The sequence below is a fragment of the Mesorhizobium sp. WSM4846 genome, from assembly GCF_055811415.1.
The window spans coordinates 149,880-163,544 of the sequence record NZ_JBVVPZ010000005.1 but is presented as its reverse complement, the minus strand read 5'-3'; the positions used below and the strand labels follow the sequence as shown (position 1 = coordinate 163,544).

The following is a 13,665-nucleotide window of genomic DNA, read 5'->3' as shown; positions in this document are numbered from 1 at the left end:
CGGGGCGAGCGGGATGGCACCAGCTATTGTTGTGGTGCTGGGTTTCCCAGCCCCTCCAACAGTGTGCTCAAGGCCGCATCCAAGGGGGCCGATCCCACCTTCTCGGGCACCAGGAGTCCATCGATCGCAAGCATGGTCATGCCGTGGATGAGCCCCCAGCCGGCTGCCGCCTGACCTTCTATAGGACGCTTGCGAATGCTCCCCGCGGCCTGGCCCCGCCGGAGGATTTCGACGAGAACGTCGAATACCGCCAGCGCCCGCTCATTGAGATGCATTCCCACCGCTTTTCCCTCCTCCGCGCTAAACATCAGGCGGTAGAGAGCCGGATTGTCCGTTCCGAACGCGACGTAGGCTCGAGCTATCGGAGTAATTTCGTCGCGCAGAGTTTTCGGCGCTTCAGACTTCGCTGCCGATAGGGCCTCGCGCAGCCGGTCGAACCCAATCATAGCGATCTCCGCAAGCAGCGCGGCCTTATCGGAAAAGTGCTTGTAGGGTGCCGCGTGGCTTACGCCAGCCCGGCGGGCGACTTCCCGCAGGGTGAACTGCCAGCCCTTCTCCTCCCGAAGCATATCCAACGCCGTCTCCATAACCGCACGGCGGAGATCACCGTGGTGATAAGGGCGGCTGGGTGCGTCCTGCATGGTACCTCAAAGTTTCTTGTGAATACATTGTTGACAGTGGCTACTTAAGGGGCTACATCAAGAGCGTAAGTTTCTCCTGTCTACATCGGAGTGGACCATGAACGCAATCGCAAAAATCAAAGGGATCTATGAGCAGGGCCGTTGGAACCTCTCCAACCTTCTGCGCGCGCCCTTCAGACAGCCAATCGATACCATCCTCAACATGATGCTCCGGTGACCAGCATGCCGTCATCAATCGAGCTCAGGAGCATCAGCACATGACGACCGACCCATTGTTGCCACTGCACGGCTCCTGCGAATGCGGCGCTTGCTCGTTCGAGGTGTGTACTGCCCCGAAGGGTAGATTCCGGTGCCACTGCCTGATTTGCCAGGCGTTCAACGGCAAACCGTTTGCGGACGTGGCTGCCGTTCGCGCCAAGGGTGTCGTGCTGAAAAACGCCGGCAATATTTCATTCAAGAAATACCGTCCGCCGCCGAACTTCAATCGCGGGGTCTGCCGGACCTGCGGCAAGCCCGTTGTGGAGGTTGCCGGCTTTGGGCCGTTCAAGGTGATGTTCATCCCGGTCAGCAATTTCGAGCCCGAGGCCCGGCTGCCGCCGGTTCGGATGGATATATTCTATCACCGTCGTGTGCTGGACATGCCCGGCAGCCTGCCCAAGTACAGCGGCTTTTACCCGAGCCTTTTGGCAGTCGGGAACATGATCATGAGTGGCTTGTGAATTGGTGAATCGATTTATTTGGGTGCCTGTGCCCGTTTCATGTTCGGGACCATAAGCTCTCGAAACCAATCTCGCTAGCGCAGCAGGGTTGCCAGCAGGAAGGCCGCGGCCGCTACGAGAACGACTGCCCCAATCACCAGCACCGGCCAGTTCTTGCCAGGCTGAAGAACAGGCTCGCTTCCTGCCGGCCGCATCGCATCGCCGAAGCTTGCTTCATTGGTGAACTCAGGCTGTCGCCGTGGACGAGCCTCGGCGACAGGATGTTGCACATCTGCCGCTTCGGCGTCGGTCTCTTCAGGTACGGCGGCAGGGTCGAACCCCGGGGTCTTATCCCTTGTCGCCCCTGCCTGAATATCGCCTCTCGCATTGGTCTGATCTCGTCGCGCGGCCATCATCGTGTCTCCCTGGCAACCAAACTTCGATCTGCCTCAGCGGTTCCAGTCTGCGCCGCATTTGCCGAACACCCCCGAGTTCGGAACAGACCCGATTTTCTGAACAGGTTTGGCGGTGATCCGGCTTCTCCGGAACAGAGGGCGCCGTTCGCAGTTGTGTTGGATCATTGCCCGGTAAGTTGGCCATGCCGTCTGCACTTGAGCAACTGGCTCAATCCGTGAAAGACCGACGAGCGATCCTGTTCGTTGGGGCGGGGGTGTCGATGAGCGTCGGCCTGCCATCCTGGGAGAAGCTCATCGAGCACATGGTGGATGAACTCGGCCTCGAGCGAGACGTGGTTGACCGGCCTGAGTCCAGTTACCAGGCTCTTGCCGAATATTACCGGCTAAAGCATGGCAGTCTCGGCCCCTTGCGCAGCTGGATGGATCGCGAATGGAGCGTCTCGCGGCAAAAAGTCAAGGGATCGGCGATCCACAAGCTGATCGTGTCACTCGATTTCCCGATCATCTACACCACCAACTATGATCGAAACCTTGAGGTTGCGTTCGAAGTCCACGACCGCGCGTTCGTGAAAGTCGCCAATGCCAAGGATATCGCCAAGGTGAACGGCGAGGTTACCCAGATCATCAAATACCACGGCGATTTCGACGACGACGCATCACTGGTCCTGGCGGAGTCCGACTATTTCGAGCGGCTGTCGTTCGAATCACCATTGGACGTGAAGTTTCGCGCCGACGCACTGGGGCGCACCGTCCTGTTCATCGGCTACAGCATGTCAGACATGAACATCCGTCTGTTGCTGTATCGCCTTTGGGAAACCTGGCGCCGGTCCGGTTATGAAAAGAATCGTCCGAAATCATTCGTCTTCATGCCGCAACCGAGCGTCGTCCAGGAAGCGGTTCTCGGACGCTGGGGCATCGACATGCTGACCGAGGAGGCCGATCGGCCGGAGGATGCTCTGGTGGCATTCCTGAGCAAGCTCAAGCACGCGATAGGCCCGGCCTGAACTAACAGAATGTACTGCGCTTGAGGTCGATTCGTTGGCGGCAAAATTCAGAAAGCTCGCCTCCGTTTGACCAGGCGGGGAACATTGTTGATCGCTAATACGTTCATAGCCGCGAAGGGATGCTGTTCGCGGAGGCCTATGATGGGCCAGTTCCAAATGATCGATCTCGTTTCCGTCATCGACGCCTGCACCACCGACCGCGCCGCAGGGCGATTGGTGTCGATGGCCAAAGCCGTCGAAGAGTTGCGGGTGCTGACCGGTGATTTCATCTCGCCTGACGAAATCGTGGCCAACGCACTGTCACCGGTGGCGTGGGAGCGCGGCTGCGCGGTCCTGTTCGACGAACAGCCGGGCGCCGACATCCTGCACGCGCCATGGCAGGACGCCTGACCGGCGCAGGACACCTGAGCGGCGCCGAACATCGGCAGCCCTGTGACCGCGGGGTGCTGCCCGCGCCGCATATGGCGGTCATCGCCGGCAGTCGGAACTCTGACGTCGCAGGACCGTTAATCGCCATGCAAGCGAGTGAGGCAATCGGAGAAACGCCGTGACTGAAAAAGAAACCCGTTACGAACATGGCGCGACCAAGTACCCTCCCAAGAAAGTTGCGGACGCGTCGGATCAATTCTCCCAGGAAGCGGCCGGCAACAAGAAGCCTGCCGGCGGCATGGGTCTGACCCGGTCAAGGGACGAGGTGGAGGACAAAACCCGTCAATCCGAAGGGCAGGACCCGTCCAGGCGGTCCACGCCCAGTGCAGCGACCGAAAAGACATCCGGCGCCGGTCCGTCGATCGCGGAGCGTTCCAAGGATGCCAAGGCTCCGAAGAGCGGCCGCCAGCCCGGCGCCTACGCCAAGGACTGACCGGCCAGGGAACTCAGCCCATCATCGTCTTCAGCGGCTCGCGAGCGAGGTTTGCCTCGATCTCCTTGCGGCCCGGCGTTCCCGCAGGGCTGTGCGCATGTTCTTGCGATATTCGTCCGGCATGCGCGGCGGCAGCATGGGTTCATACGCGTCGACGACCGCCTCTATGATCACCGGGCCTTCCGCGGCAAACGCGGCATCAAGAACCCCATCGACGTCCTCAGGCCGGGTGACGCTGTAGCCAATGCCCCCCATGGCTTCAGCGGCCAAGCGAAATCGATCGGCTGGAGTTCGCGGGCAAATTGCGGGTTGCCAAGGAACATCATTTGCTCCCAGGCGATCTGGTTGAGCATGTTGTTCTTGATCACCAGAAGCTTGAGCGGAACCCTGTAACGCACGGCCGTCGAAATGTGTCGACAAGCATCTCGGCGGTGTTGGGCATGGTTGCCTCCAGTGTGTTGTCCCGGGCCAATGACCGCCCCAGGCCAAGGACAACCGGGAGAAGCAGGGCGAGGGCGCTTGTAAGAAGCGGCGCCGAGATTGACGCCTCCGGCGTGGACGAGGTGCGGGGCCGCTCCGCCTGTGGAAGAGCTGGGTGAGATAAAGCCGTGCGTGCCCCGCGCAGGGGGCGAGCACCCACAGGTTGGTTAAGACGTTGTCGACGATACCCCAGCGCCGTAGAAACCGGTCTCCCGCATGATGCCGTAGTGCAGGGCCACCGCGTTGAAGTTTGCGCTGCCACGTGTGTAGGTTGCGGCAAACATCCCGGCCGCTGGCGCGGCGTATGGGCCGAGCAATTCGCCCTACCGGCAGAAGCAGAACGCTAGAATGAACTCCTGCGACGGTTCCAACTGCGCCAAAGACGAGCGCGATGAGCGCGGCGCTCTGCCGAGCGGATTCTGGTGCAACTCCTACCACGTTGCGCTCATGCACGCGGAGACTTGACTGCGAGGCAACGTGGCGATTCCGCTCACCCGTCTGCTGACACTTTGACTTCGCTTGGTGCGCGTCAGGCCTGACTTCCGGCTGATCTTCAGATAGCGGCGATGTCCAGCTTCGAGCCGTCGACCAGACGCGACAGGCGGAACGGTGTAGGATCGACGCAAGGCGTGTCGTTTACGACAAGCTCTGCGGCCAGATAGCCAAGCCCCGGGCCCAAACCGAAGCCGTGGCCCGAGCAGCCCGCCGCGAGGACGAGGCCTTTCACCCCGTCCACCTGCGACACCACAGGCACTGCGTCCGGCGTGCAATCGACGAAGCCGCCCCAGGCACTATCGATCTCTATATCGCCGAGTTGGGGGAAGGTCTTCCGGACACTCTCCACCACTTGGCTTACCAGCCATCTTAAAGGTGGAGGATCCAGCACCCGATTCTGTTCGAAGATCCGATCGTCGTTGGTCAGCAGCGCCGGCATTGAATCCGGCCCCGAAAGGAACGATTGGCCGATGCCGAGCCTGACGTTCTTCAGGCGACGCAAGAACTGCGGCATGAATTCCCGGCTATACCGGATAGCCTGGGGCGTGATTTCGAGGTTCGCCTTGCCGCTGATCGCAAGCGTATAGCTGCCGTCCAGTCGGCGCGTGACCGTGCAGTAGGGTGTGGAGACCGCCTCGCCTATGTTGATTGTCGGGGTGGAACGCAGCGCGGTCTGCCGGATGCTCGCTTGGGGGAAACTGATCCCGAGCGGCCTAAGGAAGCGCGAGGACCAGGCGCCAGCGGCGCACAGCACCGCGCTGGTTCTGATGTAGCCCTTCTCCGTGTGCACGCCCGCAATCTTGCCATTGGCCAAGTCGAGCGCCCGCGCGGCGCATTCCTGGTGGATGGTGGCGCCCAGAGCTCTGGCCCCATCGGCGATGGCCGGCGCGGCGAGCGCAGGTTCGGCCTTACCATCCCGGTCCGAATAGGTCCCGCCGACCCATTTGTCGCGCGCTTCGGGGACGCGCTCGGCCACCTCCGCCCGGCTCAGCATGCGGGTGTCGACCTCGTACTCCCTGGCGACCTCGCGCCACCTTTCCCAGCCGGCGAGCACAGCCTCGTCGTGAGTGGCATAGACGAGACCGCAGCGTCGAAATCCAAGGTCCCGATTGATATCGCGCGTCAGCTCGTCCCACAGTCGCATGGAGATCACCGAGAGCGGCAGTTCGCGCCGATCGCGGTTCTGCTGGCGGCACCAACCCCAGTTTCGGCTCGATTGTTCACAGGCGACGTGGCCCTTCTCGAGCAGAGCCACAGAGAGGCCACGCTTCGCCAGGAAATAGGCGGCCGTAGAGCCGAGGATGCCGCCGCCGACGATGAGGACGTCGACCTCGGCCGGGAGACGCTCATCGCTGTGAATGCGTTCGACTCGGGGCGACATGTTCCAACCAACCTCGGCTGCCAAGAATGCGGAAGCAAAGTTCCGATCAGCCCTTCATCGCATCATGCGCTCGAAAGAATGTGCCGAAATCATCTAGGACTTCGCCAGATGTGCGAGTTTTTGATCCCTTGATCGATACGAGCTGCTCAAGCCCGACCGAGTTCGGCGCAGGGCGACGTAATCTGCTCGCGAGTCCGTTGGATCGCGCTTGAGGGTCTTGAGCCTACGAGCGAAGTTGTAGGCGGCAACGAAGTCGGCGAGGTGTTACCTGAGCTGATCGTGGCTCTCGTAGTAGAAGCGTTTGACCGTGGCGTCCTTCATCGTGCGGTCCATCCTCTTGCAGCTTTACGCGCTCGCTGCGGCGGGGCATCAGACGTGGACGTAGGCGATCAGTCGCCGAACGACGGAGATGCTCTGATGTTCCATCGGAACACCGCGGGGAGAAAAGACTGACGGATCATGGCAGATGCGGATGAGCAGCCCGGAGCAGATGAGCGAATAGACGGTTTATTCGGCCGCCATCTCGGAACGATCCCGCCGCCCTGCCATTATCGCCATAAGGACAGGCTCAGATCGTGGTGGCGCACGATTGGTCCGCTTCGGCAAGGAGCGTGGCCAACTGCAATCACCGGAAGTCGACGGTTCCGCCAGCGATCTGGGCCTCAAAAATCGAACGCAAGGCACCTTGGAGGAAACCAATGGCTGGACGCAGAACCCATGAGCAGCAATTGCGCATCATCGAAAAGCGGGAGAACACGAAGGGCGCCGGCAAGGATTTCGACGCAGAGGCCGACCTGAAGCGATCAGCAGCGGAACGTGAAGCGCTGCGCAAGGGGTCGGAAATCAGGTCCAAGACACCCGACCTCGTTGACCCTGACGATCGCAACATCCTTCGCGGAGAAAATCAGGAGAGCGTTCATCACAAGAACCGTCCCGACCACTAAGAATTGGAGCAAGCCCATGGCAAAAGGTAGCAAGAAGCACATCGGAGCGGGTGCGCGGGGAAAGGGTTCCGGTGCAGGCGCCATGACCACCACCCCAAAGGACAAGCTCGAGGAAAACAAAGTCCTGTCCAACCGCGACAAGGCCCAGCATACGAAGCAACGCGGTCTGGATTCCAGGCAGATCGCGACTGAGCAGCGCCAGGATCACGCTGCCAATCGTTTGCGCGATTGACGGCTCAACCGCCGCTGGCGCGCGGTGGCGCGGCCCTGACCGGGGCCGCGCTTCAGGTTGGCTGCGAGCGCAAGGGGAGGGGCCGTATGGCTCAGGCCCATTCGCCACTGAAGAGCGGTTCTATCGGATGGCGCGATTTGGTCATTTTGAGTTCGCGCAGAAATATCGCCGCGCTCGACGATCTCCATCGGTTGTCGGTCCTTGTTAGCCGTGGCGTGCTCCTTCGGCAGATCGCGTGGACGATTTGCTCTCAAACTGCTCTGCCTCACGCAGCAGCCGGATCACTTCCGCGTCCGTGGTCTGTTCGAAGTCCTCATAATACCGGCTCACCGCAACAAACGGCTCAGGCGTGGCGAGACAGACCACATCATCCGCATCGGCTTTGATGAGGTCCAACGTGTCCCGAGGTGCGACCGGGACGGCCAGGACGACATGCGCGGCGCGATCCTTCCTTAGCGCCTTGAGCGCCACTCTGACCGTGCCTCCGGTCGCAATGCCGTCATCGACGACGATGACGGTCCGGCCCAGGACCGAAGCCGCAGGCCGGCTGCCGAGATAGAGGTTTCTGCGACGTTCGATTTCCAGCAGTTGCCGCCGCTTCTCTGCTTCGACGTATTCGTCTGACGGCCGGACCAAAGCCATCGCCTCCTCGTTGAGGACGAGCTGCGGATTTTCCCCGTCGACGATCGCGCCGATGCCATATTCGGAATGGCCCGGCGCGCCGATCTTGCGCACAAGCAGCACGTCGAGCCGGGCACCGAGTGCCTTCGCCACTTCGAAGCCAACCGGCACGCCGCCGCGCGGCAGCGCCAGCACCAGTAGATCGGTTGCCGCGAACCTGGCCAAATCAGCGGCAAGCTGGCGCCCCGCATCCGTTCGATCTTTGAACCTCAAGGCGTCAAAGCGCATGGTCTTCACCTCCAAGGCCGAAACCCTGGCGTGGTGCTGCTCAGGCCTCCTCCTCGCCCAAATTCAGCTTGCTGGGGAAACGGCGATTGCGGGCAAATTGTTTCATCAACCCTTGGCAAAAATTGCCGAACCATGCGATTGGCCCCCGGGTTTGCAAAAAAAGCTGCTGGAACAATCGATCGCCCTGCCGCGTTCGACTGTTTTACTCCTGCCGGGGGTCCTAGATGGCGCCACGTCCTTTCTGGAAAGGCTATCTGAAGCTTTCGCTGGTGACCTGTCCGGTGGCGATGACGCCCGCTACCACCGAGAGCGAAAAGGTCCGGTTCCACACGCTCAATCGCAAGAGCGGGCATCGGGTGGTCAGCCAATATGTCGACGCCGTCAGCGGCAAGCCCGTTGCTGAAGACGACGAGGTCAAGGGCTACCAGCGCGGCGAGGACGAATACGTCCTGCTCGAGGACGACGAGATCGACGCAGTTGCGCTCGAGAGCACGCGCACCATCGACATCGACATGTTTGTCGATGCCGACAGCATCGGCTGGATCTGGTACGACAAACCGCACTATCTCACCCCTGACGACCCGGTTGGGGAGGAGGCATTCTCGGTCATTCGCGACGCGATGCAGTCGACAGGGACAGTCGGAATATCGCGGCTGGTCATGTACCGCCGCGAGCGCGCCGTCATGCTTGAACCACGAGGCAAGGGCATTGTGCTGTGGACACTGCGCTATGGCGAAGAGGTTCGCGATCCCGAGGATTATTTCGGCAAGATCGATGACGTCAAACCCGAACCGAAACTGATGGATATGGTCTCGACCCTTATCGATGAGCGAACCAGGCAGTGGGATCCCGCCATGACCGGAGATCCCGTCCAGGCGCGGCTGCTGGAGATCATTGCCTCGAAGAAGAAGGGCAAGAAGGGCCTGGCCAAGGCGAAGGCCAAGGCCGAGCAACCGGCCAGCAACGTGATCAACATCATGGATGCGCTGCGCAAGAGCATCGGCTCGGAGCCCGGAAAGCGGAAATAAACGCCTGGGAGCAGGCTGGGCTGGGGGACAAAGGCAGCACAATGAAGGTCATACCCCGCGATCCTGCTTTCGACAGCACCCGCCGATCCAGCGATTTCCTCCTGCCGCTCGATACGCCTCCGATGGAGGCAAAGGCGGCCGATGCGATTCCCGAAGGAGAGGGATGGCAGTATGAACGCAAATGGGATGGTTTTCGCTGCCTGGCATTTCGGCAGGATGATGCGGTCGAGTTGCGCGCAAAGTCAGGCAAGCCGCTCGGACGCTATTTTCCCGAACTCGTCGCGACATTGAAGGAACTGCCGTCGCGCCGTTTTGTCGTCGACGGTGAAATCGTCATCTCGGTCGACGGCAAGTTTTCGTTCGACGCGCTCCAGATGCGGCTTCATCCCGCCGAGAGCAGGATCCGCAAGCTGTCCGCCGAAACCCCGGCTAGCATCGTCCTGTTCGACATGCTCTGCGATCAGCACGGAACCGTCTGGTTGGCGCGGACCCTGAAAAAACGGCGAGCGATCCTTGAGGCTTTCGTCGCTTCGGCAAACCGCAGGAACATCGTGCTTTCGCACTGCACGCGCGATGTGAAGGAAGCCCGCTCCTGGCTAGGGGATGCCGGACATGGGGCGACAGACGGCGTCGTCGCCAAGCGGCTGGACGGTCCGTACCAACCGGGGGTGCGCGCGATGGTGAAGGTGAAGCGGCTGCGGTCGGCCGACTGTGTGGTCGGCGGCTTTCGCTATCTCAGCAGCAGTCGTCAGGTCGGATCATTGCTGCTGGGTCTGTACAACGAGGCCGGCAAGCTCGACCACGTCGGTTTCACCTCGACCATTGCCAAGGAGGACAGGGCCGAGCTTACCCGCAAGCTCGAAGCCATGCGCGAGCCACCGGGCTTTACCGGAAAGGCGCCGGGCGGGCCGAGCCGCTGGAGCACCGAGCGCAGCGGCGAATGGGAGCCGGTGCGGCCCGAACTGGTGGTCGAAGTGCGCTTCGATCACGTCACCGGCGACCGTTTCCGGCACGGCACCAAGTTCCTGCGCTGGCGACCAGACAAGGCGCCCGAGCAATGCACGCTCGAGCAGATCGCCTGATTATTCCGATGCATGCACTCGCAGTGCCGTCCTCAAGCCGCTCTCTTGCGCCGGTTTGCACGGTCTTCGATTGGCGCTGCGGCCGCGCGGAAATCCTGCCAGGGGTCCGACGACAGCGAGGCAAGCCGGGTCGGTGTGTTCTCGACGGTAAAATAGGCCGATCCGATGCCGGGGCCGAGCTCGTCCCAGGCAAGCGGCATCGACACGGCCGCACCCGGTCGTGCTCTTGTCGAATAGGCTGCGACCGCGGTCGCACCACGCTGGTTGCGCAGATAATCGACCAGGATTTTCCCGCGCCGTTTCGATTTGGTGATGGTCGAGACGTAGCGGTTGGGACTGTCGGCGGCCATGGAGTCGGCAATCGCCTTGGTGAAGGCTTTTACAGCTGGCCATTCGGCTTTCGGCTTCAATGGCGCCACGACGTGCAGACCCTTGCCGCCGGAGGTCTTGATGAAGGGGACAAGCCCCGCATCCTTCAGCCGGTCGCGGGTCTCGACGGCGCCTTCGATCACCGCCTCCCAGCTCACGCCTTCGCCGGGGTCGAGATCCATGATGATCGTGTCCGGACGCTCCCAATCGCTCACCGTCGAGCCCCAGGGGTGGATCTCCAGCGACGCCGACTGGACGAGACCGATCAGCCCGTCGAGATCATTGATGCTGATCAGCCGCTCGTCGGGCGGATCCTTGGGGTCGTGGACCAGTACGATGTTGGGGTTCAGCCCCTTCCAGGCATGCTTCTGGAAGAATTGCTCGCCCGAAATCCCGTTGGGACAGCGCACCAGCGCCAGCGCGCGGCCGACGATGTAGGGCGACACATAACGCCAGACCTCGGCATAATAGTCGGCGAGGCCTTCCTTGGTCACGCCCTCGTCCGGCCAGTAAAGGCGGTCGGGATGAGTAAGCTTGACGGTCCGGCGCTGAGGTTGGGGCGCTGCCTTGCTCGTCTTCGGCGTCTCGCGCACGATCTCCTTCGCCGGCTTGTCTTCGCGCAATCCGCGGAACGAGGCGTGGCGCAGATTGCCGTCGGCGGTCCACGCCCGGAACTCGACTTCGGCGACGAGATCCGGCCTGACATAGCGGACTTGCCGAGCCTCCTCGGCGCTCAGACGCTCGTCGAACGGGCTCGACGGAAGGCGCATCCGCTCGAGCTTCTTGAACAGGCTCTCGGCGACCGCCGCTGTGTAGCCGGTGCCGACGCGCCCGACATGATGAAGCTTGCCGTGGTCATAGACACCCAGGACAAGCGAACCGATCGCCTTGCGCGAGGTTGTCGAGGGGATAAAGCCGGCCACGACAAATTCCTGCCGCGCCGAACATTTCGACTTCACCCAGTTCTTGCTGCGGCCGGCGCGGTAGGGCGCATCGCGAAGCTTGGAGACGATGCCTTCCAGGCTCAGCCGACAGGCATGTCGCAGCACCAGGACGCCGTCCTCCTCAAAATGGCCGCTGTAGCTGATGATGCCGCTGTTACTCCCGATGATTTTTTCCAGCAATTCCTTGCGCTTGATTAACGCAACGTCGCGCAGATCGTAGCCGTCGAGATGAAGCAGGTCGAAGACGTAGAAGTGAAAGCGATCACTGCGGCCCTCGCTGAGATCGGCTTGCAGCGCGGAAAAATCCGATGCGCCGGCTGACGTCTCGACCACGAGTTCACCGTCGATCAGTGCCGTCCCGACAGGGATATCGGCCAGCGCCGAAACGACCGCCTTGCCGAATTTCTTCGTCCAGTCGAGACCGCTCCGCGTCAACAGTTTGACGCGGCCGGCTTCGATCCTGGCCTGTAGCCGGTAGCCGTCGAATTTGATCTCGTGCAGCCAGCGCTCGCCCGACGGCGCTGACGAGACCAGGGTCGCCAGCGTCGGCTCGACGAAATCGGGAAGCGCCGCCTTCTTGGCGCCCTTTATCTTTGACGGTTCGGGAACGCTGACAGTGGCGGGGGCCTCTTCCGCTGGAGCTGGCCTGGTGCTGCCGCCGCGGCGCCTGCGAATGCGGCCTGTCTTGGACGACCAGCCGGGCTCTTCGCCGGCGACGTCGTCGATCTTGCGGCCGGTCGCGACGGATTCCGGCCGCTCGTCCAGAATGTCGGGATCACGTTCGGTGCGCGCGGCGTCGTCGTCGCCTTTGATCAGCAGCCAGTTCTCGCGCTTCTCCCGGGGCTTTCCGGCCATCCGCACAAGATGCCAGCGGCCGCCAAGCTTCTCGCCGTGAAGTTCGAAATCGAGATGGCCTTTCGCATAGCCGCGATGCGCGTCGCCGATCGGCGTCCAGGTGCCTCTGTCCCAAAGGAGGACGGTGCCGCCGCCATACTCGCCCTTCGGGATTGTGCCTTCGAAGTTGCCATATTCCAGAGGATGGTCCTCGACGTGGACGGCAAGACGCTTCTCGCCGGGGATCAGGCTCGGCCCTTTTGTGACGGCCCAGCTCTTCAGGACGCCGTCCATTTCGAGACGAAAATCATAATGGAGCCGGGTGGCATCGTGCTTCTGTATGACGAAGCTGTTGCCGGTCCTCGGCGCCCTGCGGCCCTGCGGCTCCGGGGTAACGGAAAAATTGCGCTTCTTGCGGTAGGTCTCGAGCGCCATCGGTCAGCCGGCCTTCCGACGCGGCGCTGTCTGCTTCGCCTTGGCATGGCGCGCTGGCTTTGACTTTGCCGCGGGCTTTCTTGTCGAGGGCTGCTTGGTGCCAACGCCGGCACTCTGGCGCAGCGCATCCATGAGATCGACGACCTTCTCCCGCCTGGCCGGCTTCGGAACGGCGATCTTCTTGCCTTCGAGCTTTGCCTTCACAAGCTCGGCGAGCGCCGCCTCATAACGGTCGTCGAATTTGGTCGGATCGAATTTGCCTTTCTTGGTCTTGATAATGTGCTCGGCCAGTTCGAGCATCTCGCCCTCGATCTTCAAGTCGGGGATGCTGTCGAAAGCCTCCTCCGCCGAGCGCACCTCGTAGTCGAAATTCAGCGTCGTTGCGACCAGGCCTTCGTCATAGGCGCGGACGAGCAGGGTCCGGACGCGCCGAAACAGGACGGTCTGGGCGATGGCGGCGACCTTCTTCCTGCGCATGCCTTCGCGGATCAGCCCAAACGCTTCCTCCGCGTGTTTGTCAGACGGGGCCAGGTAATAAGGCTTGTCGAAATACACATCGTCGACATCGGCACAGCCGATGAAGACCGAGACCGACAGCGTCTTGTCGCTCTCGGGGACAGCGGCTGCGACCTCATCGGGTTCGAGCACGACGTACTCACCCGAGCCGATCTCAAAGCCCTTGACCTGGTCGTCCTTCTCGACCGGCTTGCCGCTATCGCTGTCTACGAAGGCGCGATGCACCCTATGCCCCGTGGCGCGGTTTATCGTGTGGAAAGCGATGCGCTCTGAGGTTGAGGCAGCCGTATAGAGCGCCACCGGGCAGCTGAGTTCTCCAATTTTCAGAAAACCCTTCCAATTTGCTCTCGGCGCCACGACGATAGCCTCACTGTCACAAGCATTGCACAGGAAAT

At 61.7% G+C, this 13,665-nt stretch carries 14 protein-coding genes and 1 pseudogene; 8 read left to right on the top strand and 7 right to left on the bottom strand.

Translation table 11 applies throughout. The features are described 5' to 3' along the window. Positions 1-23: 23 nt before the first annotated feature. Positions 24-641 (bottom strand): TetR/AcrR family transcriptional regulator, encoded by a 618-nt coding sequence (locus AC0L15_RS07265; protein WP_287244416.1) that lies wholly within the window; start codon positions 639-641, stop codon positions 24-26. A 257-nt stretch (positions 642-898) separates the two neighbouring features. On the opposite strand from AC0L15_RS07265, the gene AC0L15_RS07260 reads away from it, so the two are divergent. Next, positions 899-1,360, top strand: coding sequence for a GFA family protein (locus AC0L15_RS07260; RefSeq protein ID WP_287244412.1), 462 nt, complete (start codon positions 899-901; stop codon positions 1,358-1,360). Between the two features lie 74 nt (positions 1,361-1,434). On the opposite strand, the gene AC0L15_RS07255 is transcribed toward AC0L15_RS07260, so the two are convergent. Continuing rightward, positions 1,435-1,752 carry a hypothetical protein gene (locus AC0L15_RS07255; RefSeq protein WP_473496064.1) on the bottom strand — a complete coding sequence of 106 codons (318 nt, stop codon included), beginning with the start codon at positions 1,750-1,752 and terminating at the stop codon, positions 1,435-1,437. A 185-nt stretch (positions 1,753-1,937) separates the two neighbouring features. On the opposite strand from AC0L15_RS07255, the gene AC0L15_RS07250 reads away from it, so the two are divergent. The 3 genes from AC0L15_RS07250 (at position 1,938) to AC0L15_RS07240 (ending at position 3,621) form a co-directional block, all read left to right on the top strand. After that, positions 1,938-2,759, top strand: coding sequence for an SIR2 family NAD-dependent protein deacylase (locus tag AC0L15_RS07250; RefSeq protein WP_287244409.1), 822 nt, complete (start codon positions 1,938-1,940; stop codon positions 2,757-2,759). A gap of 141 nt (positions 2,760-2,900) precedes the next feature. Continuing rightward, positions 2,901-3,149, top strand: a complete 249-nt coding sequence (locus AC0L15_RS07245) for a hypothetical protein (RefSeq protein WP_123149560.1) — start codon at positions 2,901-2,903, stop codon at positions 3,147-3,149. Between the two features lie 157 nt (positions 3,150-3,306). After that, the gene (locus AC0L15_RS07240; RefSeq protein ID WP_287244408.1) at positions 3,307-3,621 is read left to right on the top strand and encodes a hypothetical protein; all 315 of its coding nucleotides are present in this window, start codon (positions 3,307-3,309) and stop codon (positions 3,619-3,621) included. A gap of 13 nt (positions 3,622-3,634) precedes the next feature. Here the strand turns inward: AC0L15_RS07240 and AC0L15_RS07235 are convergent. Together AC0L15_RS07235 and AC0L15_RS07230 are read right to left on the bottom strand one after the other, a co-directional pair. Beyond that, positions 3,635-4,028: pseudogene (locus AC0L15_RS07235) on the bottom strand (thiamine pyrophosphate-dependent enzyme); the annotation flags it as partial. Positions 4,029-4,654: 626 nt separating this feature from the next. Then, complete coding sequence (locus tag AC0L15_RS07230; RefSeq protein WP_473496063.1) at positions 4,655-5,977, bottom strand: NAD(P)/FAD-dependent oxidoreductase; 1,323 nt, start codon at positions 5,975-5,977, stop codon at positions 4,655-4,657. A 698-nt stretch (positions 5,978-6,675) separates the two neighbouring features. Between AC0L15_RS07230 and AC0L15_RS07225 the strand changes: the two genes are divergently transcribed. Together AC0L15_RS07225 and AC0L15_RS07220 are read left to right on the top strand one after the other, a co-directional pair. Further along, positions 6,676-6,921, top strand: a complete 246-nt coding sequence (locus AC0L15_RS07225) for a hypothetical protein (RefSeq protein ID WP_027154084.1) — start codon at positions 6,676-6,678, stop codon at positions 6,919-6,921. Between the two features lie 16 nt (positions 6,922-6,937). Next, complete coding sequence (locus AC0L15_RS07220; protein ID WP_027154083.1) at positions 6,938-7,153, top strand: hypothetical protein; 216 nt, start codon at positions 6,938-6,940, stop codon at positions 7,151-7,153. A 204-nt stretch (positions 7,154-7,357) separates the two neighbouring features. On the opposite strand, the gene AC0L15_RS07215 is transcribed toward AC0L15_RS07220, so the two are convergent. Further along, positions 7,358-8,062, bottom strand: a complete 705-nt coding sequence (locus tag AC0L15_RS07215) for a phosphoribosyltransferase (RefSeq protein WP_287244405.1) — start codon at positions 8,060-8,062, stop codon at positions 7,358-7,360. Positions 8,063-8,286: 224 nt separating this feature from the next. On the opposite strand from AC0L15_RS07215, the gene ku (AC0L15_RS07210) reads away from it, so the two are divergent. Both ku (AC0L15_RS07210) and AC0L15_RS07205 read left to right on the top strand, forming a co-directional pair. Beyond that, positions 8,287-9,090 carry a non-homologous end joining protein Ku gene (gene ku, locus AC0L15_RS07210; protein WP_287244403.1) on the top strand — a complete coding sequence of 268 codons (804 nt, stop codon included), beginning with the start codon at positions 8,287-8,289 and terminating at the stop codon, positions 9,088-9,090. A gap of 41 nt (positions 9,091-9,131) precedes the next feature. Further along, positions 9,132-10,172, top strand: a complete 1,041-nt coding sequence (locus AC0L15_RS07205) for an ATP-dependent DNA ligase (protein ID WP_236378405.1) — start codon at positions 9,132-9,134, stop codon at positions 10,170-10,172. Positions 10,173-10,204: 32 nt separating this feature from the next. On the opposite strand, the gene ligD is transcribed toward AC0L15_RS07205, so the two are convergent. Both ligD and ku (AC0L15_RS07195) read right to left on the bottom strand, forming a co-directional pair. Beyond that, a complete protein-coding gene (ligD, locus tag AC0L15_RS07200) occupies positions 10,205-12,754 on the bottom strand; it encodes a DNA ligase D (RefSeq protein WP_473496061.1) in 2,550 nt (849 codons plus the stop codon). Positions 12,755-12,757: 3 nt separating this feature from the next. Then, the gene (gene ku / locus AC0L15_RS07195) at positions 12,758-13,627 is read right to left on the bottom strand and encodes a non-homologous end joining protein Ku (RefSeq protein WP_287064342.1); all 870 of its coding nucleotides are present in this window, start codon (positions 13,625-13,627) and stop codon (positions 12,758-12,760) included. Positions 13,628-13,665 lie beyond the last annotated feature (38 nt).